This window comes from Agrobacterium sp. LY4 (genome assembly GCF_001526585.1).
GTDB classification, from domain to species: Bacteria; Pseudomonadota; Alphaproteobacteria; order Rhizobiales; family Rhizobiaceae; genus Agrobacterium; species Agrobacterium leguminum.
On the sequence record NZ_ASYA01000055.1, the window covers coordinates 32,357 to 53,464 of the forward strand.

Below are 21,108 nucleotides of genomic sequence, written 5' to 3' on the forward strand. Positions count from 1 at the left end.
GCGATCTCCGCCAGTTGCCATCATGACGGGGCTTTCCTTGACCACTCAAACGTTTGACGAATGGCTGATCGATCGCTTGCGCGTCGCCGGTGCTTACGGCGGGGTCGCGGACGGCGTCCATGGCCGTGAGGTTATCGCGGCGCTCCTGCGTTTCCAGCATGCGGCGGGGCTGAACGAGACCGGCCGCGCTGATACTGCGACCGTAAACCTCCTTCGCGGCGTAAAGAGCAAAAACCCGAACAGCACACTTGTTGTTCACGACAAGGTCGTGGTCCCAGCTGAGCCGGTGTGGATGCGCGAGGCCCGCCGCTTCATGGGCCTGAAGGAAATCGCTGGCCCGAAATCCAATCCGACCATCATGGGCTGGGCCAAGAAGCTCGGCGGCTGGATCGCCAGTTTCTTCCCGACGACGACATTCCCTGGTGCGGTCTGTTCGTCGGCAATCTCATCGCCACGACGCTGCCCAAAGAGGCGCTACCTGCAAATCCTCTCGGCGCTTTGAACTGGAAAAAGTTCGGCGCTGAAAGCCGGATTGCACGCGGGGCGATCCTTGTCTTCGAGCGCAAGGGTGGCGGCCATGTCGGCCTCTACGTCGGCGAGGACCGGACGCACTACCACGTCCTCGGCGGCAATCAGAACAATTCGGTTTCGATCACCCGTATCGAAAAAGGCCGCCTCGTCACTGGCGGTGTCCGCTGGCCGAAGACGGCCGACGCGCCGATCGGCGGCAAGGTCGAGCTTTCCAGCGCCGGCGCGCCGGTCTCGAAAACCGAGGCCTGACGGAAATGCCCTTTCCCCCTCCCATCATCAAAAGGACCATGATGTTCAAGTCTGTCTTCGTCGCAGTTGCCGCAACGCTTGCGTTGTCGGCCTGCCAGTCCACCGGATCGATCGACAATGCGATCCAGAAGAATTTGCCGCACGCCTGCTCGGCCGCTGCGACGGCGCATAGCGCTTTCGTGATCGTCGCGAGCACCGGCACCATCAAGCCATCCGTCGTGGCCAAGGAAAATGCTGCATGGGCCGGAGCGGACGCCGTTTGCCGTGACCCTTCCTCCGTCACCGCAGCGAATGCCCTGGTGAAGGTTGCAGAGGCCTATGCCGCCATCACGCGCGCCCTGCACGAAGCCAGAAAGGTAGAGGGGTAATCATGACCAGGCTCTTTTATTACCTTGCTGGACTGGTGGCTTTCGTCTGCATCAGCTGGTTCATTCTGACGCCGGCCTTCGCCCAGGACGCTGCCCCGGTCATCGCACCGTCTTCGATCTGGTATGAAGCTTGGACGATCGTGCAGCCGGTTATCGTGCTACTCGTCTCGACCGTTGGGCCGGTGTTGGTCACATGGATCAGCGCCCGCGTGATTTCGCTCCTGAAGATCACGGACGAAAAGCAACGCATCGATATCGAAAGCAAGTTCCGCGATGCCCTGCATCAGTCGGCCGCCAACGCCGTTCGGTTTGCCCTGGCGAAGGCCGGCGTCATCCACGTGGGCGGGCATGTCAGCGAAGCCATCATCGCTGATGCGGCCAGATACGTCATTGAGAAGAACCCGGACGCGATCGAGAAACTCGGCGTCAACGCAAAGGCTTTGAACGAGATCATCATGTCGAAGCTGCCGGAACTCGCTCAAGGCGTCAGTCTTCGCCAGGTGGTGGAGACCCCCAGATGAACTTTGGTGGAAACGCCGCTCTCGATCTGGCCGCCGAACGGGCCGAACAGGAGCGCGAGGCGGGGATTGCCGCCGCCTCGCGCTCTCTGCGCACAACCGGCACGATCGAGTGTGAAGACTGCGGCAATGATATCGCCCGCGAGCGCCGCATCGCATTGCCATCCGCCACACGGTGCATCGTCTGCCAGACAAACTTTGAGAAGGCCCGCCGATGACGCCGACTGAAATCATTCCCTGGCTGACGCTGGTTCTCTCCAGTCTTGCTGTCCTCGGTCACCTCAAGGTCTTTTTCTCCAGCGGCGAAAAAAAGCTTGAGGCCGACATCAAAAGCGGTCGCGAGGAAATCGCGCTCCTGGGCAAAGACGTAGAGGCCCACGAAACCAAGCTTACCAGCCATGACCGCCGCATCCAGGCGATCGAAGGGGAAATGCGCCACCTGCCCGATCGGGAAAGCCAGCACCGCCTGGAGCTTGCCCTGGAGAAGGTGAATGGCCGCCTCGACACGCTGAACGAAACCCTCAAGCCCATCAAAGCCACGAACGAAAGAATGAACCAGCTACTGGTGGAAACGGCAGGCAAACAATGAGCATCGGTATCGACTATATGAAAATCATGCGCGAGGAAGCGCGGCTCATCATCTTGAGGGCGTTGGCGGAACAGGTGAATGAGAGCCTGAGCAGCTCCATGCTTGAGCCGGTTCTTGCCAATTTTGGCATCAACCAGGAACGGCCCTGGGTGCATCAGCAGATCGAGTATCTGGAGACCATGGGCGCTGTTGTTGTCGTCAGCGCTGGCAGCATCAAGATTGCTTCCTTGACCGATCTTGGCCGTCGCCATGTCGATCGTCAGTCCGCCATCGAGGGCGTGAAGCGTCCGTCGCGCGTGGGTGCCTGACATGGCAAAAGCACGCGGCCGACTTTCAGCAATCGATCTTCTGCCCGAGGAATGCAGCGATGCTATCTCCTGGGCATCGCAGGAACTTGCCGACCGTGATCGCAGCCAGCTCGACATTTACGCCGAGTGGAAAACCAAGCTGATCGCGCTTCAGGGCGAGATCGGCCTTGATTTCGACATCCCATCATTTTCGGCATTTAACCGCTTTGCCATCCGGCTATCACAAATGACGCGCCGGCTAGAACAGACGCGCGAGATTGCCGCCACCATTTCCGAGCGCATGGACGCGGCCGGTTCCGACGATCTGACGCTGATCGCCGCCGAGGCGATCAAGACGCTTATTTTCGAGCTGCTGCAATCTGCCGGTGACGCCGGCATTTCGCCGAAGGGAGCCATGGAACTGGCGAACGCGCTGCGCGCTGCATCGGCCGCCCAAGTCGCGTCGTCAAACCGCCGCCTGAAGCTGGAAGCCGAAGAAAAAGCCCGCCGCATTGAGGCCGACATGAAGGCCAAGGCGGAAAAGGCGCTCGACGTACTTTCGAACGAACCAGGCATTTCGAAAGAGGCTATCGCCCGCGCCCGTCGCGAGTTCCTCGGCGTGCGGCCGAAGGCGAAATCCGTTCCCGAGGTCTCTCCGGACGCCGAGAAGAAGGATGGCGAGCAATGACCGTCACCCTTCCGAAAGACCCGTGCACCAGGTGCGATGGCACGGGGCGGGCGATCAAGCGGATTAACCGTCGCCGAGACGGCACCATTTCCAGCACCGTCTATGACCTGAAGAACGATTGCCGGTCCTGCAAAGGGACCGGTCTTGCGTGCATGGAGGAACAGCGTGGCTGAAGCCTTGCCCGGTTTGCCGCAAGGCAAATGGACCGACCCGCCAGTGCTTCCTGTCGATCCGGCCAAGTTGCCGGACGAATTGCCTCGTGGTGCCGATATTCCGGCTGATCTCGATCCATTGGCCGAAGGCGTCCTTATGGCGCATCAGGCCGAATGGATCGCCGACGACAGTCTTCTGAAGGGCTGCGCCAAGGGCCGCCGAACCGGCATCACCTTCGTCGAGGCGCTGGATGCAACGCTGATCGCCGCCGCCCAGCGATCCGCAGGTGGCCAGAACTATTTTTATATCCCGGACACCAAGCCGAAGGGCCGGGAGTTCATCGGCTATGCCGCGCATTTCGCTAAAACCGTCGCCAAGGAACTGCTGACGATCGAGGATGGTATTTTCTTCGACCAGCGCGACGACGGCACCACGAACGCGATCTCCAGCTACATCATCCGTTTCAAGTCCGGTTTCCGCATCGAGGCGCTTTCGTCGCGGCCGGAAAACATTCGCGGCCTTCAGGGAACGGTCTGCATCGACGAGGCCGCGTTCCACCGCGACGTTCGCGCCGTCATCGATTCAGTTGCGGCGCTGCTGATCTGGGGCGGCAAGGTCCGCGTCATTTCCTCGCACAACGGCGTCAGCAACCCGTTCAACGAACTGATCAAGGAAGCCGAGGCCGGAAAGAACGGCTTCAACTTCCACACCTTCACCTTCGGCGACGCCGTCAAGAATGGCCTGTTCAAACGCGTCTGCCTGATCAAGGGCGAGGAATGGTCGCAGGAGAAAGAAGACGCCTGGGAGGCGAAAATTCGTTCGGCCTATGGCACGCGCACCTCCAAGATGAAGCAGGAGCTGGACGCGATCCCGGCCGAATCGGAAGGGGCCGCATTGACGCGCGTCCTGATCGAGCGCTGCATGTCCGCCGATCTGCCGGCCGTGGTGCGATGGGACCGGCCGGACGAATTCAAGAACCTCGACGATTTTGAGCGCGCCGAACAGGCTGACGAGTTCTGTGAAGGCCTCTTGAAGCCCCTTTTAGACAAGCTCGACAAGGACCGGGAACATTGCTTCGGGGAAGACTTTGCCCGTTCTGGCGACAAGACGGCAATCGTGGTCTTCGAGATCGGGGCCGATCTCATCCGCCGCGCCCGCCTGATTGTCGAGTTGAAGAACATCCCGTTCGATCAGCAGCGCGACATCCTCTTCTACATTGGCGATGCCTTGCCGCGTCTCATCGGTGGCGCGCTCGATGCGCGAGGCAACGGCCAGTACCTTGCCGAAAAGGCCCGCCAGCGCTGGGGGGAATGCATCCACGAAGTGATGACATCTGCCAAGTGGTACGCGGCCAACATGCCCGGTTACATCGAAGCCTTTGTCGATAAGAGCCTGCTTTTGCCGAACGACGCCGATGTTCTCGCCGATCACCAGGCACTCGCCTACGTCAACGGGATCATCAAGGTTCCTGATGAACATTCGACGAAGGGCGCTGACGGTTACGATCGCCACGGCGATACCGCGCCGGCTGGCGCGCTGGCGTGGTTCGCTTCCAACCAGGAGGCGATCGCCTACGAGTACGAGACCAGCCGCAAGGCTATCAATCCGATGCAGGGCCACAATGGCGGCCCGCCGATGCATGACGACGATCGCCGTGGCGGAACCGTCAATATCTACCTGAGAGGATCGCTCTGATGGCGAAAAAGAAGAAGCAGAAGATTTCTCGTCACCTCGCCAGCTCCATGAAGGATCAGGACGGCAAGGTCGTCAGCGTTGCCGAGCTGACGGAAGAAGCGGCCGGCGCACAGGTGGGCGGTGTCCGCCAGTGGATTTCCGGTCACCCGGCCGATGGCATGACGCCGATCAAGCTCGCCTCCATTCTGCGTGCTGCGGACAACGGTGAAGTGGAAGCCTACTTCGAGCTAGCCGAGGACATCGAGGAGCGCGATAGCCATTATCTCGCGCAGCTCGCCACGCGCCGCCGATCGGTGGCACAGCTACCCATCACCGTCACATCCGCGTCGGACAGCGAGGAACACAAGAAGCATGCACAGTTCTTGCGAGAGTGGATCGAGACAGGCGTGCTGCGCTCCAGCCTCTTCGACATGCTCGACGCTATCGGCAAGGCGATCTCTGTTCTGGAGACGGACTGGCACCATAAGAACGGCAACATTCTGCCCCGTGCGCTGATCTGGCGGACGCAGCGCTGGTTCACTTTCGACCGCGTTGACGGCGAAACTCCGCTCTTGCGCGAAGGCGTCGCCGGCCAGCCGCTTATCCCGCACAAGTTCATTGTCCATCGTTCGAAGGCAAAGTCAGGTCTCACAATCCGTTCTGGCATCGCCCGCGTTGCCGTCTGGCTGTGGATGTTCAAGAGCTTCACGGTCAAGGATTGGGCCGTGTTCATGCAAAACTATGGCCAGCCGCTCCGCATCGGCAAATACGGCCGGGGCGCGACCGAGCAGGAAAAGGATGTCTTGTGGCGGGCGGTGTCCGGCATTGCCGGCGACTGCGCCGCTATTATCCCACGCGAAATGCTGATCGAGTTTCAGGAAGTCGGTTCGAAGAGCAGCTCGACGGACATGTATGAGCGCCGCGCCGATTGGCACAATCGCGAAATCTCCAAGCTGATCCTCGGCCAGACAACGACAACGGATGCTGTCTCCGGTGGGCACGCCGTCGCCAAGGAACATCGCCTGGTCCAGGAAGATATCGAGCGATCCGACGCACTCGACGCCTCCGACACGCTCAATGCGCAGCTCGTCCCGAACATTATCGCCTTCAATTTCGGGCCGCAGGAAGAATATCCAAAAATCCACATTGGGCGTCCGGACGAGGTGCCGCTGAAGGATTTTGCCGAGGCTTTCGAGAAGCTGGCCCCGCATGGACTGACGGCCGAAGTTTCTTTCATGCGTGATCGGCTTGGCATTCCTGCCCCCAAGGAAGGGGCCGAACTGGTCGGCGGCCGGCCCACACCTGTCGTTCCGCCCGAGGACAAACCGCAGTCGAAACCGCTGACCGCAAAGCAAAGCCTTGATCGGCTATTCGCCTCGGCGCATTCCCGCGAGGAACCGGACTTGCTCGAAAAGCTGACCGACCGGCTGGAGAAGGACGCGGCGGAAGCCATGGACGGCATGATCGACGAAGTCCGCGAGATCCTGTCCAATGCTACCGATCTCCGGGACGCCGCACGAAAACTCGCGGATCTCGATCTGTCGGCCGACGCACTCGCGGAAGCCATGGCGCGCGGCATGACGATGGCCCACCTGATCGGGCAGGCCGCGCTCATTGATGACCTCAAGAGGCAGTCATGACAGGAAGCCCGTTGGCGCGCTTCAGGGGGCTTTTTGCTGCGTCCGTAGCTTCTGGCCTAAAAAACGCTTCCACGGCCTTTAAAAACGCCTCAATTTTTAACCCGTTGGCCGTTGCTCTGATGGCGACGACGGTGGGCGCGATCAATCTGCCGTTTGATGAGGCGATCGACTTCCTTCGCCAGAAAACCGCCGTCCCAACTGAAAGCCATCGCGATGTCTGGGACGCGGCCCATTCGAAGATGTTCGTGGTGGCCGGCGCAAACAAGAAGGCGCTAGTCGAGGATTTTCAGGCGGCGATTATCAAGGCCGCCGAACAGGGCCTGACGCTGGAAGATTTCCGCGCTGACTTCGACGCCATCGTCGCGCGCCACGGCTGGCAGTACAACGGTTCACGCGGCTGGCGCTCCCGCCTGATCTTCGAAACCAATCTCAGTACGGCTTACGCGGCCGGCCGCTACGCCCAGATGACGGCCCCGGAGACGCTCGAAGCGTTTCCCTACTGGATGTACAATCATTCCGGCGCGCTTCATCCGCGCCTGGACCACAAGGCATGGGACGGTGAATGCTACGAAGCAACCGATCCGGTCTGGGCGAAAATGTACCCGCCGAACGGCTACCGGTGCGGTTGCTTCGTGACGCCGGTGTCTCGTCCTGGTCTTCGCCGCCTCGGCAAATCCAAGCCCGACACCCCGCCGAACCTTGACCAGCTCGGCACGGATCAGCCGCGGGGCATCGATCCGTCCTTCGCCTACAATCCCGGCGCTGCCTGGCTGACGCAAACGGCACCTGGTCCGAAAGCTGTTAGTGCTGACCAGGTGCAGGTTGCCGCCTTCGTTCAATCGGCGCTGAAGGGCAAATGGCCTGACGGTGCCTGGACGCCGGTTGCGACGGCAAACAAGGCGACGGGTGCCGCCCTCGATGTCGCCGCCGGCACGGAAATTCGCCTGACGGCGGACACCATCCGCAGCCAGGCACAAATAGCCGAGGTATTGTCGCCCGATACAATCGGTGTCATCCCCGGCCAGCTCGTCCAGTCCGGAAAGCTGTTGCGCGACAATCGCGGTCGGCCGGCCTTCGTCGGGGAGCATGATGGCGTCTTCTATCGAGCCAATGTCGATATCGTCATGAAGGCCGATCGTAAGACGGTTTACATGACCTCGCTCCAGCGCGTCAGCCGCTCCGATCTGACTGACGCCTTCGGCTCCGGCTGGCAGTGAGGTTTTCGGCATGAGCGGCGCGCTTATCTCGATCACGGCACAGGTTCTCGATTCAGAAGTCCGGCGCGGCTTTCGCCAGCTCGAAGGCCTGATGACGAATACCACGCCTGTCATGCGCGCGATCGGCGTCGGCCTTGTCGGCTCGACGCACATGCGCTTCGTCACCCAGACCGATCCGGACGGTCAGGCGTGGTCGCCGTTGCATCCTCTATATGCCGATGGCAAGCGTAATTCCCGCATCCTGACGGAAAGCGGCCGGCTGCGTAACAGCATCAATGCCATGGCGAGCAATGACGAGGTGCAGGTGGGCACCGATGTCATTTACGCGGCCGCTCACCAGTTTGGCGCAACGATCGTGCCGGTTCGGGCAACGCATCTCTGGTTCCGTATGGGCGGGAACCTTATCAAAGCCGACAGTGTCACCTTGCCCGCACGTCCCTTCCTCGGTATATCGTCGGATGACGAAGCGATGATCGCCGAGACCGTCTTCGGTTTTGTGCTCCGCTATTCCTCCCGCTGAAATTCTCCCTCCTTCAGGCCCGCCCGCAGGCGCAGGCATGAATTGAATTTTGCCCGCATGGCATATCCGGACCATGCAAAATCTGATCTCGACCACTGTTGTTGCACTTCATTCGGCCTCGGCTGCGCCGGTCTCGACCCATATTGTTGCCCTGCAATCAGCCGTAACTGCGCCCGAATGGTTGCACGTCCTGCCGACCGGCCGTTTCTCCGGCGTCGATGGTCGCGGCCCTTACGTGCTCGACAATGCCGACGCCCTGATTGCGGCTTTCAATGCCGAGGGCAAAAAGCTGCCGGTCGATGAGAACCATTCGACTGACCTTGCTGCAAAGCAGGGTTTTTCCGCGCCTGCCCGTGGCTGGCTCACAGCACTTGAGCGCCGTGACGATGGTGTTTGGGCAAAGGTCGAGTGGACACCCGATGGCCTCACGATGATGCAGGGCAAGGCCTACGGCTACATTTCCCCGGTTTTCACGCACAGCGCTAAGGCTCCCTTTGCGGTTCACAAGCTGCTTCGCGTGGCGCTGACCAACGATCCCAACCTCAACCTGAAATCTCTTCACTCTCAGAACTTGGAGACCACCATGGATTTGGAAGCTCTCCGGAAGGCGCTTGGCCTGCCGGAAACCGCAGATGAGGCCGCGATCCTTGCGGCGCTCACTGCGGCTCACTCTGCCCAGACCGCGCAGGCGGCACTGATGTCGAGACTGGCGGAACTCGCCGGCGTTGAAGTCACCGTCGGTGCTGACGCCTTGGTCACCGCCATTCAGGCGAAAACGACGCCGGCCACCGGCATCGAGCAGGAAAACGCAGACCTGAAAAATCAGGTTAAGGCGCTCAATACGCGTGTCGAAACGCTTATCACCGATTCCGCGAAGGAAAAGGCCACCACCGTTATCGACGCTGCGATCGCCAAGATGCAGATCGTGCCGTCACTCCGCGAGCACTTCATTTCCCGCCACATGAAGAACCCGGCCGAGGTCGAAGCGGAGCTGAAGGTCATGCCGTCGCTCAACGCCGGCGGCCTCGGCGGTCGCCAGTTGCCCGGCGAGGGCGAAACCGCAACCAGCGATGAGCTTTCCGTCGCCGCCATGATGGGTGTCGATCCGGAAGCCTTCAAGAAAGAGCACAAGGCGCTCTTCGGAAAGGGTCAGTGAAATGACAGCCACCACCGACATTCGCCGCAAATGGCGCAAGGGCGATGCCTACGGTTATCCCGTTCTGGGCGGCGTCCGCATCTTTGGCGGCACGATGATCGGCGTCACCGCCGCACTTGCCGCCGTCCCGGCCGCCCACGCTTCTTGCGTGGCGCTGATCGGCTTTGCCGAGGAAGCGGTAGACAATCGCGACGGCGCAACCGGCGACAAGCTGATCAATGCCCGGAAGGGCGTGGTCAACATCCCGCTCGCTGGTGCGACGCCGGCCGATATCAACAAGCCGGTCTACGCCTCGGCCGATGACACCTTCACGCTGGCTGCGGGCGCTTTGCTCCAGGCTGGCACCATCGATGCCATCGACGCGGACGGCGTCTGGCTCAAGACGCTTTAAGGGGCAGAAATGGACATCAACGCCACCAATCTTCGAGGCATCTACACCTCGCTCTCGACCATCTTCAATCAGTCGCTTGCGGCAACACAGACCTTCTACAGCACCATTGCGATGACCGTGGGGTCCACGACATTCGCAAACGAGTACCCGCGCCTGGACGAACTGCCCGGCTTCCGCGAATGGATCGGTGATCGTGTTGCTCATGATGTCGGCGCTTCGCTCTACTCGATCACGAACCGCTCGTTCGAAAAGACGATCGCCATCAAGAAACGGCAGATCGAAGACGATCAGGTCGGCATCTTCACACCGATCGCCGCACAGTACGGCCAGGACGGCGCAGCTTTCCCCGACACGCTCGTATGGCCGCTGCTCAAGAAGGGCGAAACCACGACCTGCTATGACGGGCAGTATTACTTCGACACGGATCATCCCGGCTACAACGAACAGGGTAACCAGATATCGGTTGCCAACTATGCAGCCGGTGCTCAGCCCGCCTGGTATCTGATCGACGATACGCAGGTCATCAAGCCGATGATCTGGCAGTCCCGAAAGGCGCTCAAACTGACGCAGCTGTTTTCGGAAACTGACCCGAATGTGTTCTGGCGTGATGAATATGTCTGGGGCGCCGACACGCGTGGCAACGCCGGGTTTGGCCTCTGGCAGTTGGCCTTCAAGTCCAAGCTTGAGCTCACGCAGGCAAACTACGAAGCCGCTCGTACCGCCATGCAGTCGATCCGCAAGCGCGATGGCCAGATCAACGCGATCCGTCCGACCAAGCTGCTCGTTCCACCAGCGCTGGAGCGTCAGGCCCGCCAGATCGTCGAAGCTGCGTTGATCAACGGCGGTGAAACCAACGTCTGGGCAAAGACTGCGACCGTCGTGTCCGTCCCGCATCTCGCCTGACCTTAATGGTCGAGCGTTCTACATCGCTCGATCGACCGCCAGCAGTCACCTCCCGATTGCTGGCGGGTTTTCGGAAAACGGCCCTTACCGCCGCTTTCCCGAAACCCGAAGCCCAAGGAACCACTCATGTCGAAAATCCAGATCATTTGCTCGAAACCGGGCATTCGCCGCAACGGTGCCGAGCATCCCGCCCAGGCGGTCTATGACGCCGGCCACTGGACGGAAGAGCAGCTCGCGGCGTTTCGCGCCGATCCTGCCTTCATTGTCCAAGAAGCCGCAGGCAGTGCCGTCTCCAGCGACGACATCAAGGCAACCGTTGCCGGCCTCGTAGAGATCGAGCGCCGGAAGCTTCAGGACAGCTTTAACCAGGCTGTTGCGGACGCCGTCGCCGAAAAGCTCGCCAACACGAAAGCGGAACACGACAACGCGATGGACGCCCTCGGCAAGAAGCTGAAGGCAGCAGAGGTCCGCGTCGGCGATCTCGAAGCGCACATCGCGAAGGACGCCGAGACCATCAAGGGCCACGTCGAAACGATCGCCGACATGAAGAAGACGATCGCCGCCTCGGCGGGCGGTGGCCAGAAAAAGTAATTTTTGACGGGAGCGCCGCGAGGGAGCTGGCGGACCGGATCAGCATGCCGGACCAATCGCCCCGAAGCCCACCGATGGCTGTGAAACTCCACCATCGAGAACAGCGGCAAAACCCTGAAGCCAACCCAAAGAGGAAAACCGCATGACACGACGTTACGGCTATTTCAGCCTCGCTTTCTTCGCCTGCCTCACGGCCTTTTCTACCTTTGCCAAAGGCACTGTCGTCTTCGCCCTGAACCTCGTGCGCTTCGTTGTCCACGCCGTGGCCAAGCCTGCGACCTTCCTCTGGGCGCGTCTCGCCCTGCCGAAGGTCTCCGGTTTCAGGGTCATCGGCAAGCTGAAGCACGTCTATCGCGAAAGCTGGCTGACCAGCGGGCAGTCTCTGCACTACCGCCGCTGGATTTATTGCTGATCGAACTGACTTGTCCGGGGCTGGCCTTCGGGTCAGCCCTTTTTCCCACTGGAGACTTCGACATGTACGCCACCGTCACCGACATGATCGCCCGCTTTGGAGAGGTGCAGATCGTGCGCCTGTCCAATCCGGAAGATCGTGAGGCCGAGACGCCGGACGTCGAAAAGGTCAACACCGCGCTGACCGACGCGACCGAGCTGATCAACAGCTACATTCGCGGCCGCTACCTGACGCCAATCGCGACCCCGCCGCAGGACGTAGTGCGCGCCACCTGCATCCTCGCCCGCTACGATCTCGCCGATACCGAACGTTCCAGCCCTTCGGAAGAAATGGCCAAGGGCCGCGCCGAGGTCATCAAGTGGCTTGAGAACGTCGCCAAGGAAATCGTGCACCTGGACATTCAGTTGGCATCGCCGACAGGCGGCAACGCGGTCGGCTCCGGCCCGCGCATCTCCGATCGTGAGCGCATCGTGACCTTCGACACGCTGAGGGGCTTCTGATGGACACGTTCCCCCTGATGCCGATCCGCAACCAGGAGCCGCTTATCGTTGAGCGGCTCCGCATCGCCTTTCCGAAAAACCCTTTCACGATCGAGCGCGTCCCTCAAGTTCTCAGCCTTGATGAGTTCAAGCGCGTGGTCAAATTGTCGCCGTTCATCGGCCTCGCCTGGACGGGCATGAAGCCGGACCCTGACAATGGCCGGATGCTGAAGGGCAATATGCTCTGGCGTCTGATCCTCATAAACAGGGTTTCGAGCGGCCTTGAAGCCCGCTTTAAGGGCGACAAGTACGATATCGGCATGGACGCCATGGTCGATGTCGCGTCGGTGCTTCTCCAGGGCGTCAGCTTCGAGGGCCAGGGTGTCACCAACGTGACGCTGATCAACAGCGTCATCGCCGATGGCTGGACCGACGATAATGTCGCGATCGCCCAGCTCGACTTCACCTTCAGCTTCGCAACCCGCGCCGCTGCGACGGGCAAGATGCAGCCCGAGGACTTTGAGGCGCTTGGCGTCACCTGGTCCATCAATGGCTCGACCGAAACCATCAGCGACGAAATCCAACCACCGCAGGAGTAAACCCGGCCATGGCCACCCCGAAAACACTCATCGCGGCCGAGGGCCGCACGGTCCACCTTCCGGACGGTTCCGAATGGCCGAAGGAAGGCTTGCCCGACCCGAACACGCATTTCACGCGCCGGCGCATTGCTGACGGTGATCTGATCGAGAAACCCGCCCGGACGGCCAAGTCGGAAGAGGCGAAGAAGCCTGAAGGAGACAAGTAATGGATTTCAACGAAATCCCCGTCGATCGCCTCGAACCCGCGACCCTTATCGAGATCGCGCCGAATTATCGCAATGTCGGCATCCTGCCCTGGCCGGAAAAGGTCTTCATCATCGGCCCCAAGCTCGCCACCGGCACGCTGGCGGCTGGTGTCATTCAGGAGGTGACCCGCGCTGACCAGGCCGTCGCGCTTTTCGGCCGTGGCTCGATCGGCGCGGAGCAGGTCGCTTACTTCAAGAAGGCGAACCGCAACACGCCACTGTACGTCATCGGCCTTGCCGACGATGAAGAGGCCGTGAAGGCAACCGGCACCTTCACCTTCGCCGGTTCCCCCAGCAGCTCTGTCGTCCTGCGCTTCAAGGTCGGCGGCCGACAGGTTCGCATGACCGCGCTTTCTGGAGATGCGCCCGCAGCGCTGGCGACGAAGCTTGCCGCCGCCATCAATGCGGACCTCGATATGGTCGCGACCGCAGCGGCCGCCGCAGCCGTCGTGACGGTCACGGCCCGCCACGGCGGTGAGGTCGGAAACGAGATCGATCTGCGTGTTGATACCAAGGTTCAGCCGCTTCCGGCCGGTCTGACATGTGCCGTCGTCGCCATGGCAGGCGGTTCCGGTAATCCGGACGTGCAGCCGGCACTTGATCTGCTGGCAAGCACCTGGGTAACCAAGATCACGCATCCCTGGGCGGATGCGACAAACCTTGCAAAAACCGCTGAGTGGTTGCGCATCCGGTATATCGCGACCTCGAAGCTCGATTGCCACGGCTTCGTGTTCAAGGGTGGTACCTATGGTCAGTTGACCACCTTCGGAAATCTCACAAACTCGGCTTTCCTGACTAACGCCGGCCTGAAGAGAAGCCCGACGCCGTCCTGGGCGATCGCAGCCTCGGCGCTTGGTGTCGCCTCGTTCCATCTGACCAATGACCCGGCCCGCCAGTTGCGCTCTCTCGTGCTGCCCGGTGTCGAGGCTCCGGACGAAGCGGATCAATTCCTTGACGAGGAAAACGATCTGCTGTTGCGCAACGGCATTTCCACATTCGACTGCCTGTCGGATGGTTCGATCACAATCTCGCGCATGATCACGACCTACAAGAAGACCACGCTCGATATCGCCGATCGCGCCTGGCTGGATATCATGGTGCCCGTCACCATGAGCCGCATCCGCTACGACTGGTCCGCTTACGTGGGCCTGATGTATCCGCGCTCCAAGCTGGTCGATGACGAAAGCGCCGGCGCATTCGCTTCCCGCCATGATGACGATCAGGACCCCGGCACGGCGGTGGTCACCCCGAAGCGCATGGCGGCCTCCTGGGCGGCCCGGTGCTCGCTCTATGGCGAAAAGGTCTGGATCGAGGACGTGCAGCGCACCGTCAGGGAAAGCGTCTTCGAACGGTCCACGGACGATCGCAACCGGCTGGAAAGCCGGCAGCAGGTGGAGATCGTCGGCAACCTCATGGTGTTTGCCGGCCGGATCGAGTTTCAGGTTTAATAGGAGCTTTTAAGCGATGACACAGGTATTGGGCATCGTCGATATTGTCTGGCGGGGGCGAAATCTCCCCGTCGAGAAGGGCGCAAAACTGCGCATCGGCGGCATCAAGAACAACGCAGTGACCTATGGCCGCAAGGTCGGCCGCGCCCAGGAGTTTCAGGGGTCGCAGGTCACCGCCACCACCAACCTCGAAAAGGGCCAGCGCTGGGGCAATCTCTGGGACGCCGGCGAAGGTGAACTGCAGGTGCTTTGTGACACCGGCCAGACATATGTCTTCAATGATGCCTTCCTCGTGGATGATATCCCCGAGATGACGGGCGGCGAAGGCGGCAAAATCGAACTCAAGTGGGCGGCATCCGCGCCCGAGGAAATTCTCTGATGGGCGGCACCAGCAAAAATATCACCATCGACCTGGACGAGGACGAAACGAACAGTATCGGAACCGCTACCACCGACATTGTGGACGAAGGTGTGACCGGACGTGCCGACTTCGTCGATGAAGATGCTGACCCACGGGACAGACTTCCGGAGCGTGCTGTGCAGAACGCGGATGGCTCGGTTACGCTACCACTGCTGTATCCACAGGTCATCGGACGCAAAAAGGAAGGCAAAACGTGGGAGGACAAGTTTGACGCTCTCACTTTCCATCGTTTGCGCGGTGCGGATCAGCAGCGCATCGCCAGTGCGTCCGACGCAAAACAGGTGTCTGTCGCCTTTTCCTGCTCGACACGTTTGTCGCAGATGGTCATGGACAAGCTCTATGAAAAGCTCGACCTCGAAGACATCACCGACGCCGGCCGGGTGCTCAACCATTTTTTGACGAGTGGTCGGACGACTGGCCGATAATGCTCGGCGGCCTCGCTGACGGCTCCGGCTTCAGCGCGGCCGAGATCGGCGACATGACGATTGATCAGGTAAGGATGTGGTGGAACTGCATCCAGGCATACCGAAAACATGTGAACGACCTCGCTCAAGGATAATTCAGGCCCCGCCCGTTGAGGCGGGCCTGAATTGGCTCGCGTGCGCGCGATATTTTGCCCCCAGATTGGAGCGGCGCGCGCATGGCCAACCGGAACATGAACCTTGATGTCATCGTCCGCCTCAAGGACCTCTTGAGCGGGCCTTTACGCGGCCTTAGAGGCGCGCTTGACGGCATCGCCAGCGCCGCCCGCAAGATCGGTATCGTCGGCGCGGCGGTTGCCGGCATCTCCTTCCTCGGCCCCATGCAGGAGGCCGCAGCTTTTCAGCAGCAATTGATCGACATCGCCGGAACGTCAAATCTGACGGGACAGGCGGCGTTTGCATTCGTCGATCAGTCGAAGGCGAAATTCGAGCAGCTCGCCCTCGATGTCGGTCAGCTTTCCGACACCGTCGCCCGAGGCGCAGGGCAGATGATCGCGGCCGGCGTCGATAATGGGCTGGTAGACCGCTCGATCGGATCAATCAGCCGTGCCGCCACCGCCGCCAATGCCGAGATGAACGACATGGCGTCCGTCGCCACGTCGCTTCTGACCACGCTGAAGCTCCCGGCCGACCAACTGGATGATGCGCTGGGCGCTCTGGTGACGGCCGGCAAGCTCGGTTCCTTCGAGCTGAAGGATATGTCGCGTTATTTCCCAACCCTCACTGGTCAGATGGCCAAGTTCGGCGTGACCGGCCGTGAGGCCATCAACTTCCTCGGCGCTGCCCTCCAGATCGCCCGCAAGGGAACATCTGATCCGGTCGAGGCCGCCAACAACCTGAAAAACTTCCTCTCGAAAGTGCTTGCGCCGACCACGGTCAAGAACTTTGCCGACATGGGCGTCGATATCCAGGGCGTGATGCAGGATGCGGTCACGAAGGGCATCAACCCGATCGAAGCCGTGGTCCAGAAGATCACCAAGCTGACCGGCGTTTCCAGCAAGGAAATTCAGGGGCTGATGAAGAAGGCGAAAGATGCCGGCATGTCCGACGCCGACGCACTGGCATCCGTGCGCGAGCAGCTCGAAAAGATTTACGGCGCTGGCAAGCTCGGCGAGCTGTTCTCCGACATGCAGGTGATGGACTTTCTGATCCCGATGCTTGGCAACATCGACGAATACAAGTCGATCAAGGATGAGGTGGCCAAGGCCACCGGCAGCGCCATCGATGGCGACTTCCAAACCCAGATGCAGGGCCTCAATCGGCAGCTTACCATCTTCCGCGAAATCGGCACGCAGGCGTCCCGCGAAGTGGGCCTCGCATTCGGCACCTGGATGCCGGCGATCAACGGCTATCTGATGGATGGCCTCAAATGGTTGCGCGAGCTGGACACGGCGACAGGCGGCATGGTCAAGCAAGGTCTCGCCTTTGCCGGTGTGGCTGTCCTGGCGGCGGCCGGCCTCGGCGTTCTCGGCGTTGTCTTGCCCGCAATCGGCGCGGGCCTGTCGGTTCTGGCCGCACTCTTCAGCCCGGTGGGCATCGCGCTTGCCGGTATCGCAGCCGCCGGCGTCTATCTCTATCGCAACTGGTCGAGCTATGCGCCGCGTCTGTCGCAATTGTGGAACCGTATGGGTAAGGCCTACGCCGACGCCATGACGGTCGGAACAGCGATCGTCAACCGCTTCGGTCCGATCATCCGTTCCGGCCTCGGCAGGGCGCTCCAGGACGTGACGGCCGGCTGGCAGAACCTGAAGACCTTCGTGTCCGGCTTCATGCGCGGCCTCGACCTCAAGTTCGACTTTTCCGACCTGACGATCAGCGATGTCCAGCTCGGCGCGTTCCGCGTTCTCGACGCCGCGTTGAACGGCATTGCCACGGCCTGGAGAATGATCCGGGATTTTGGCTCCGGTTTTGCGAACTGGCTGGAGCCGATCGGACAATCGGCCGGTGGCGCGGTCAGAGCGATCGGCGGCATTGCCACCGGCTTCTATCGCCTCGGAACAGCAATCCGCGAACTGGTCGGCTTGGGCGAAGGCGGAAAGATTACCGGTATGCTTACCGGCATCATGTCGTTCCTCGGCGATCTCGCGGGCAAGACGGTACTGGCGGCCGTCATGGTTCTGGAAGACGTTGCGAAGGCCATTGAGTGGGTCGTGAACGGGATCGCCTCACTGGTGGAAGCGATCAATCGCGGCATCGACTGGAGCGCCCTTGTGCCCCAAGGTATTGCCGAGGCGTGGAACAGCGTCGCATCGGCGCTTGAGAGAGTGCAGAATGCGCTCAGCATTGAAAGCGTCTCGAACGCGCTCGGCGTTTCTGGCCAGCGCAACATGACCCGCTTTGGCCGTAACAGCGTGCTGCCCGCCAACCAGAACGGTGTTCTGCCGGCGCAGGCGTCGCCGACCGCACCGGCCGCGCCGCAGCAGCTCAACGTCAACACCGAAGCGAAGGTTGTTGTCGAAGGTCCGGGCAAGGTGGTCGGCCAGACAACGACCGTCACGTCGCCGTCGCCGAACGTCAACACCGGCCGCGCTGTCGGGAGGCCCTAATGCTTCTCGACAGCCTCAATTCCGCGCAAGGGTTATTGCCGGGTGTTTATCGCGGCATTCCTATTTCCATCGTCGATATATCCAGCGACCATGGACGGCGGGTCCTTGAATATCTGTTTCCGGGCGTCGATCCGGCCGCCTATGACGATTTCGGCGTCGGGCCGTCCGGCATCAGCATCGAGGCGCTGTATGTCGGTGACGACTATCGCTTGCGCGCGCAGCTCCTTGCGAAAGCCTTCGAGACACCGGGGCCGGCGCTTCTCATTCACCCATGGCTTGGACCGATGCAGGTCATCATGGAGGAGCCGGCGCAAATCCGCTTCTCTGAACGTGAGCTGCGCGTCATTCGGATTTCAGCACGGTTCAAGCGTGCGCCGTCGTCATCGATCTCCGGCTTTTCCGGTGGGCTGTTGTCCTCGGCGCTCTCCGGTTTCACCAGCGCCGTGACCTCGCTTGCCGCATCGATCGCGCTGACCGTCATTTCCAGCGCCAGAACGGCCGCCACCGTCCGCAGTCGCCGCATCACGTCGTCGGTTGCCGATTCCGTCACGGCGCGTCCGGACGCGCGTTCGGCCGTCAGCCAGATACGCTCCGCGCTGGCGGCTTCGTCGCCGTCCTCGCCCGTGGCTTTCGACAGTTGGGCTAGCTCGGCCGCGTCGGTCATTGCCCAGACGGTCGAGGTGCCAGCCGTTGCGCCGGCGACGACAACCGGGGCCACCACGCCGAGCGCCCAGGCGCTGATGAGCGCCGGCCTTTCCCTGGCGTCGGGACTGCTGGCGGAAGCGGGCAAGGCACCTTCCGCGATCGATGCGCTGTTGCTGGTCGATGCGGCCGGTCAATTCCTTGCGGCGACGGCCGAGCAATCTTCCTATGCGGATTTCGTTTCCCGGCAGGAGGCGCTTCGGTATCGTTCGGCGATGACCTCGGCACTTGCCGCACTCATTGACCAGGTCGAACAGCAAGCGCCGGAGGCCATGCAGGCCGCCAGTTCGGCACTTTCCTCGGCCGCGCGATCGCTGACGGCCGCAATCGTCTCCGATCTCAACGAGGTGATTGGCCGCCTGCCGTCCGTCCGTCGCCTGTCGGTCAGTCGCGACACGGATGCGTGGCTGGTGGCGCAGCATCTTTCCGGCGATACGCCGGCGCTGCTCGAAACCGTCTATGCCGATATCGTCACTCGCAACGACCCGACCCATCCGGCGCAACTGCCTGCCGGCAATGTCGAGTTTCTGGAGCGCGGCTAATGGCGAAAAGCATAAAACTCTTTCTCGATGGCACAGCCTACGACCAGTGGACATCCGGTGAAGTCACCCGCGACCTGAAGGACTTCTCCGGTAGCTTCAGCTTCACATTTCGCGATGGCGAGGCGTCGGACGCTACGTTCCCTTTCGTCTCGATGCCGAAACTCCCGCGTCTTCGCCCTCAGATGCAGGCAAAGATCATGATCGGAAAGCGGACGGTTCTGATCGGCCATGTCGAAACTGTCGCCCCGGATGTTAGTCCCGGCAACGCCTCTGTGACGATCTCCGGCCGCGACAAGACCGGCGATCTGATCGACTGTTCCGCACTGGCGGAAGGTCCGGCCGAGCTGAAGGGCGTCAAGCTGGAGGCTGCGGCCGCGAAGATCGCCGAACCGTTCGGCCTGAAGGTCCGGACAGAAGTAGACACCGGCGAAACCTTCGATCGGTACTCGATCGACCTAGGCGAGACTGCCTTTTCCGCCATCGAGAAAGGGGCACGGCAACGTAGTGCCCTGATCCTTTCGGATGGCGTTGGCAATATCGTTATCACCCGAACGGGCAAGACCCGCGCACCCGATGGGATTAATCTTCCAGGCAACGTAATCGGCATCAGGGCGAGTTTCAGCACCGCGAACCGCTTCAGCAAGACCGTGGTGCGCGGCCAGTCGGAACGGTCGGGCAAGGCCCGCAGCGCTGCCGCCCTCGACGCCACCGCCGAGCCGATTGGCGCGGATGCCCGCAACGATGGCGACGGTTCAGCCCGCGAGCGCGAACGGAAAGGCACGGTTGCAACCGGTACTTCGTCCGATGACGAAATCAAACGTTATCGACCTGTCGTCCATCTGGCCCGCAGCAAGGCAGGCGCAGTGAGCGCCCAGGACGAAGCCGACTGGCGCAATCGTACATCCCGCGCTGAAGGCGACGAACAGACCTATACCGTCAAGGGACACGAGGTGAACGGCGAGCTATGGACCGTCAACCAGCAGGTTGCCGTCTCCGATGCCTTCCTCGGCATCGAGCGCGATCTGCTGATTTCGGCCGTACGCTATGGCGAGGAAGAAGGCGAGATCGTCACGGATATTTCCGTCTGCTCGGCCGAGGCCTTCGACAAGGAGCCGGTCGGCAAGCGCCGCACGAACAAATCCGGCAAGGGTGCAAAAAAGGCCAGCTCCGGCCCGCTCGACGGCACGGCGGAGGCGCTATGAGCGAAATCTTCAACAAAATGCGCGGGATGATCCGCCGTGTCACAGTGAAGGACATCAAGGATGATGGCCAGATGCAGACGGCCTCGGCCGAGGTGGCGGAAGGCGTCTTTCGCTCCGATCTGGAAATCATGCTGCCCTATGGCCTGATCTCCGTGCCGGATGATGACGGCGCGGTCGGCGTGGCGCTTGCTATCGGCGGCGACGAAGGTGATATGGTGCTTCTGCCGCTCGGCAATCCGTCGCAACGCATGGGCGGTCTCGGCAAGGGTGATGTCGGTCTTTCCAACAAGTTCGGCGATCGCATGATCATCAAAGCCAGCGGCGGCATCAATGTCCAGGCCGCCAACTCCATCACCTTCAAGGTGGGGGGCGTCACGATGACGCTTGACGCCTCGGGATTGAGTGTCGAAGGCGGCAGCATCAAGCATGACGGCGTGGTGATCGACAAGACGCACAAGCACACGGGCGTTGTGCCAGGCGGCGGCATCAGTAGCGTACCAGTTGGCGGTTGACCGCCCACCACGGCGGGCCTGATCAGGCTTTCGCGCGCGCGAT

The 21,108-nt window shown here is 61.4% G+C and carries 27 protein-coding genes; all 27 read left to right on the plus strand.

The window, feature by feature from the left end:
* Positions 1-22 precede the first annotated feature (22 nt).
* The 27 genes from L904_RS28500 (at position 23) to L904_RS26160 (ending at position 21,065) form a co-directional block, all read left to right on the plus strand.
* Positions 23-502, plus strand: coding sequence for a peptidoglycan-binding protein (locus L904_RS28500; protein ID WP_245303291.1), 480 nt, complete (start codon positions 23-25; stop codon positions 500-502).
* Complete coding sequence (locus L904_RS28505) at positions 499-780, plus strand: hypothetical protein (protein WP_245303292.1); 282 nt, start codon at positions 499-501, stop codon at positions 778-780. Before L904_RS28500 ends, L904_RS28505 begins: the two co-directional genes overlap by 4 nt.
* A gap of 38 nt (positions 781-818) precedes the next feature.
* Complete coding sequence (locus tag L904_RS26040; RefSeq protein WP_245285021.1) at positions 819-1,148, plus strand: cell wall anchor protein; 330 nt, start codon at positions 819-821, stop codon at positions 1,146-1,148.
* A 2-nt stretch (positions 1,149-1,150) separates the two neighbouring features.
* On the plus strand, positions 1,151-1,669 hold the full coding sequence (locus L904_RS26045) for a hypothetical protein (protein WP_035261586.1): 519 nt from the start codon (positions 1,151-1,153) through the stop codon (positions 1,667-1,669).
* Complete coding sequence (locus L904_RS26050) at positions 1,666-1,884, plus strand: TraR/DksA C4-type zinc finger protein (RefSeq protein WP_035261589.1); 219 nt, start codon at positions 1,666-1,668, stop codon at positions 1,882-1,884. The genes L904_RS26045 and L904_RS26050 overlap by 4 nt, the downstream gene beginning before the upstream one ends.
* Positions 1,881-2,255 carry a DUF2730 family protein gene (locus L904_RS26055; protein WP_051671865.1) on the plus strand — a complete coding sequence of 125 codons (375 nt, stop codon included), beginning with the start codon at positions 1,881-1,883 and terminating at the stop codon, positions 2,253-2,255. The genes L904_RS26050 and L904_RS26055 overlap by 4 nt, the downstream gene beginning before the upstream one ends.
* Positions 2,252-2,563: a hypothetical protein gene (locus tag L904_RS26060; protein ID WP_051671866.1), complete on the plus strand. Its 312-nt coding sequence runs from the start codon at positions 2,252-2,254 to the stop codon at positions 2,561-2,563. The genes L904_RS26055 and L904_RS26060 overlap by 4 nt, the downstream gene beginning before the upstream one ends.
* 1 nt (position 2,564) lies before the next feature.
* The gene (locus L904_RS26065) at positions 2,565-3,230 is read left to right on the plus strand and encodes a phage protein Gp27 family protein (protein WP_035261591.1); all 666 of its coding nucleotides are present in this window, start codon (positions 2,565-2,567) and stop codon (positions 3,228-3,230) included.
* Positions 3,231-3,446: 216 nt separating this feature from the next.
* Positions 3,447-5,078, plus strand: a complete 1,632-nt coding sequence (locus tag L904_RS26070) for a hypothetical protein (protein ID WP_371259426.1) — start codon at positions 3,447-3,449, stop codon at positions 5,076-5,078.
* Positions 5,078-6,697, plus strand: a complete 1,620-nt coding sequence (locus L904_RS26075) for a DUF935 domain-containing protein (RefSeq protein WP_059762472.1) — start codon at positions 5,078-5,080, stop codon at positions 6,695-6,697. Before L904_RS26070 ends, L904_RS26075 begins: the two co-directional genes overlap by 1 nt.
* Before the next feature lie 119 nt (positions 6,698-6,816).
* Positions 6,817-7,914 (plus strand): phage minor head protein, encoded by a 1,098-nt coding sequence (locus tag L904_RS26080; RefSeq protein WP_155272901.1) that lies wholly within the window; start codon positions 6,817-6,819, stop codon positions 7,912-7,914.
* A 10-nt stretch (positions 7,915-7,924) separates the two neighbouring features.
* The gene (locus tag L904_RS26085) at positions 7,925-8,434 is read left to right on the plus strand and encodes a phage virion morphogenesis protein (protein ID WP_035264136.1); all 510 of its coding nucleotides are present in this window, start codon (positions 7,925-7,927) and stop codon (positions 8,432-8,434) included.
* Between the two features lie 73 nt (positions 8,435-8,507).
* Positions 8,508-9,590 (plus strand): phage protease, encoded by a 1,083-nt coding sequence (locus L904_RS26090; protein ID WP_035264137.1) that lies wholly within the window; start codon positions 8,508-8,510, stop codon positions 9,588-9,590.
* 1 nt (position 9,591) lies between these two features.
* Complete coding sequence (locus L904_RS26095) at positions 9,592-9,981, plus strand: hypothetical protein (RefSeq protein ID WP_035264139.1); 390 nt, start codon at positions 9,592-9,594, stop codon at positions 9,979-9,981.
* A 9-nt stretch (positions 9,982-9,990) separates the two neighbouring features.
* The gene (locus L904_RS26100; RefSeq protein WP_035264140.1) at positions 9,991-10,884 is read left to right on the plus strand and encodes a Mu-like prophage major head subunit gpT family protein; all 894 of its coding nucleotides are present in this window, start codon (positions 9,991-9,993) and stop codon (positions 10,882-10,884) included.
* Positions 10,885-11,010: 126 nt separating this feature from the next.
* Positions 11,011-11,475, plus strand: coding sequence for a hypothetical protein (locus L904_RS26105; protein ID WP_035264142.1), 465 nt, complete (start codon positions 11,011-11,013; stop codon positions 11,473-11,475).
* Positions 11,476-11,617: 142 nt separating this feature from the next.
* The gene (locus L904_RS26110) at positions 11,618-11,887 is read left to right on the plus strand and encodes a hypothetical protein (protein WP_035264145.1); all 270 of its coding nucleotides are present in this window, start codon (positions 11,618-11,620) and stop codon (positions 11,885-11,887) included.
* Positions 11,888-11,949: 62 nt separating this feature from the next.
* Entirely contained in the window at positions 11,950-12,387 is a 438-nt protein-coding gene (locus L904_RS26115) for a gp436 family protein (protein ID WP_035264146.1), read from the plus strand.
* Positions 12,387-12,965: a hypothetical protein gene (locus L904_RS26120; RefSeq protein WP_035264149.1), complete on the plus strand. Its 579-nt coding sequence runs from the start codon at positions 12,387-12,389 to the stop codon at positions 12,963-12,965. The genes L904_RS26115 and L904_RS26120 overlap by 1 nt, the downstream gene beginning before the upstream one ends.
* 8 nt (positions 12,966-12,973) lie before the next feature.
* Positions 12,974-13,171: a DUF2635 domain-containing protein gene (locus L904_RS26125; RefSeq protein WP_035264151.1), complete on the plus strand. Its 198-nt coding sequence runs from the start codon at positions 12,974-12,976 to the stop codon at positions 13,169-13,171.
* Entirely contained in the window at positions 13,171-14,658 is a 1,488-nt protein-coding gene (locus L904_RS26130) for a Mu tail sheath family protein (protein ID WP_035264154.1), read from the plus strand. Before L904_RS26125 ends, L904_RS26130 begins: the two co-directional genes overlap by 1 nt.
* Before the next feature lie 16 nt (positions 14,659-14,674).
* The gene (locus L904_RS26135) at positions 14,675-15,037 is read left to right on the plus strand and encodes a phage tail tube protein (protein WP_035264156.1); all 363 of its coding nucleotides are present in this window, start codon (positions 14,675-14,677) and stop codon (positions 15,035-15,037) included.
* Entirely contained in the window at positions 15,037-15,504 is a 468-nt protein-coding gene (locus tag L904_RS26140) for a hypothetical protein (RefSeq protein ID WP_035264157.1), read from the plus strand. Before L904_RS26135 ends, L904_RS26140 begins: the two co-directional genes overlap by 1 nt.
* Before the next feature lie 215 nt (positions 15,505-15,719).
* Positions 15,720-18,107, plus strand: a complete 2,388-nt coding sequence (locus tag L904_RS26145; RefSeq protein ID WP_035264161.1) for a phage tail tape measure protein — start codon at positions 15,720-15,722, stop codon at positions 18,105-18,107.
* Positions 18,107-19,351 (plus strand): DNA circularization N-terminal domain-containing protein, encoded by a 1,245-nt coding sequence (locus L904_RS26150; RefSeq protein WP_035264164.1) that lies wholly within the window; start codon positions 18,107-18,109, stop codon positions 19,349-19,351. Before L904_RS26145 ends, L904_RS26150 begins: the two co-directional genes overlap by 1 nt.
* Positions 19,351-20,553, plus strand: coding sequence for a phage baseplate assembly protein (locus L904_RS26155; RefSeq protein ID WP_035264166.1), 1,203 nt, complete (start codon positions 19,351-19,353; stop codon positions 20,551-20,553). The genes L904_RS26150 and L904_RS26155 overlap by 1 nt, the downstream gene beginning before the upstream one ends.
* On the plus strand, positions 20,550-21,065 hold the full coding sequence (locus tag L904_RS26160) for a phage baseplate assembly protein (RefSeq protein WP_035264174.1): 516 nt from the start codon (positions 20,550-20,552) through the stop codon (positions 21,063-21,065). The genes L904_RS26155 and L904_RS26160 overlap by 4 nt, the downstream gene beginning before the upstream one ends.
* Positions 21,066-21,108: the final 43 nt, after the last annotated feature.

What these genes read in the sequence shown, in the direction of transcription:
- L904_RS28500 (WP_245303291.1), top strand. Translation starts at nt 23, where the DNA reads ATGACGGGGCTTTCCTTGACCACTCAAACGTTTGACGAATGGCTGATC.
- L904_RS26040 (WP_245285021.1), top strand. Translation starts at nt 819, where the DNA reads ATGATGTTCAAGTCTGTCTTCGTCGCAGTTGCCGCAACGCTTGCGTTG.
- L904_RS26045 (WP_035261586.1), top strand. Translation starts at nt 1,151, where the DNA reads ATGACCAGGCTCTTTTATTACCTTGCTGGACTGGTGGCTTTCGTCTGC.
- L904_RS26050 (WP_035261589.1), top strand. Translation starts at nt 1,666, where the DNA reads ATGAACTTTGGTGGAAACGCCGCTCTCGATCTGGCCGCCGAACGGGCC.
- L904_RS26055 (WP_051671865.1), top strand. Translation starts at nt 1,881, where the DNA reads ATGACGCCGACTGAAATCATTCCCTGGCTGACGCTGGTTCTCTCCAGT.
- L904_RS26060 (WP_051671866.1), top strand. Translation starts at nt 2,252, where the DNA reads ATGAGCATCGGTATCGACTATATGAAAATCATGCGCGAGGAAGCGCGG.
- L904_RS26065 (WP_035261591.1), top strand. Translation starts at nt 2,565, where the DNA reads ATGGCAAAAGCACGCGGCCGACTTTCAGCAATCGATCTTCTGCCCGAG.
- L904_RS26075 (WP_059762472.1), top strand. Translation starts at nt 5,078, where the DNA reads ATGGCGAAAAAGAAGAAGCAGAAGATTTCTCGTCACCTCGCCAGCTCC.
- L904_RS26080 (WP_155272901.1), top strand. Translation starts at nt 6,817, where the DNA reads ATGGCGACGACGGTGGGCGCGATCAATCTGCCGTTTGATGAGGCGATC.
- L904_RS26085 (WP_035264136.1), top strand. Translation starts at nt 7,925, where the DNA reads ATGAGCGGCGCGCTTATCTCGATCACGGCACAGGTTCTCGATTCAGAA.
- L904_RS26090 (WP_035264137.1), top strand. Translation starts at nt 8,508, where the DNA reads ATGCAAAATCTGATCTCGACCACTGTTGTTGCACTTCATTCGGCCTCG.
- L904_RS26095 (WP_035264139.1), top strand. Translation starts at nt 9,592, where the DNA reads ATGACAGCCACCACCGACATTCGCCGCAAATGGCGCAAGGGCGATGCC.
- L904_RS26100 (WP_035264140.1), top strand. Translation starts at nt 9,991, where the DNA reads ATGGACATCAACGCCACCAATCTTCGAGGCATCTACACCTCGCTCTCG.
- L904_RS26105 (WP_035264142.1), top strand. Translation starts at nt 11,011, where the DNA reads ATGTCGAAAATCCAGATCATTTGCTCGAAACCGGGCATTCGCCGCAAC.
- L904_RS26110 (WP_035264145.1), top strand. Translation starts at nt 11,618, where the DNA reads ATGACACGACGTTACGGCTATTTCAGCCTCGCTTTCTTCGCCTGCCTC.
- L904_RS26115 (WP_035264146.1), top strand. Translation starts at nt 11,950, where the DNA reads ATGTACGCCACCGTCACCGACATGATCGCCCGCTTTGGAGAGGTGCAG.
- L904_RS26120 (WP_035264149.1), top strand. Translation starts at nt 12,387, where the DNA reads ATGGACACGTTCCCCCTGATGCCGATCCGCAACCAGGAGCCGCTTATC.
- L904_RS26125 (WP_035264151.1), top strand. Translation starts at nt 12,974, where the DNA reads ATGGCCACCCCGAAAACACTCATCGCGGCCGAGGGCCGCACGGTCCAC.
- L904_RS26130 (WP_035264154.1), top strand. Translation starts at nt 13,171, where the DNA reads ATGGATTTCAACGAAATCCCCGTCGATCGCCTCGAACCCGCGACCCTT.
- L904_RS26135 (WP_035264156.1), top strand. Translation starts at nt 14,675, where the DNA reads ATGACACAGGTATTGGGCATCGTCGATATTGTCTGGCGGGGGCGAAAT.
- L904_RS26140 (WP_035264157.1), top strand. Translation starts at nt 15,037, where the DNA reads ATGGGCGGCACCAGCAAAAATATCACCATCGACCTGGACGAGGACGAA.
- L904_RS26145 (WP_035264161.1), top strand. Translation starts at nt 15,720, where the DNA reads ATGGCCAACCGGAACATGAACCTTGATGTCATCGTCCGCCTCAAGGAC.
- L904_RS26150 (WP_035264164.1), top strand. Translation starts at nt 18,107, where the DNA reads ATGCTTCTCGACAGCCTCAATTCCGCGCAAGGGTTATTGCCGGGTGTT.
- L904_RS26155 (WP_035264166.1), top strand. Translation starts at nt 19,351, where the DNA reads ATGGCGAAAAGCATAAAACTCTTTCTCGATGGCACAGCCTACGACCAG.
- L904_RS26160 (WP_035264174.1), top strand. Translation starts at nt 20,550, where the DNA reads ATGAGCGAAATCTTCAACAAAATGCGCGGGATGATCCGCCGTGTCACA.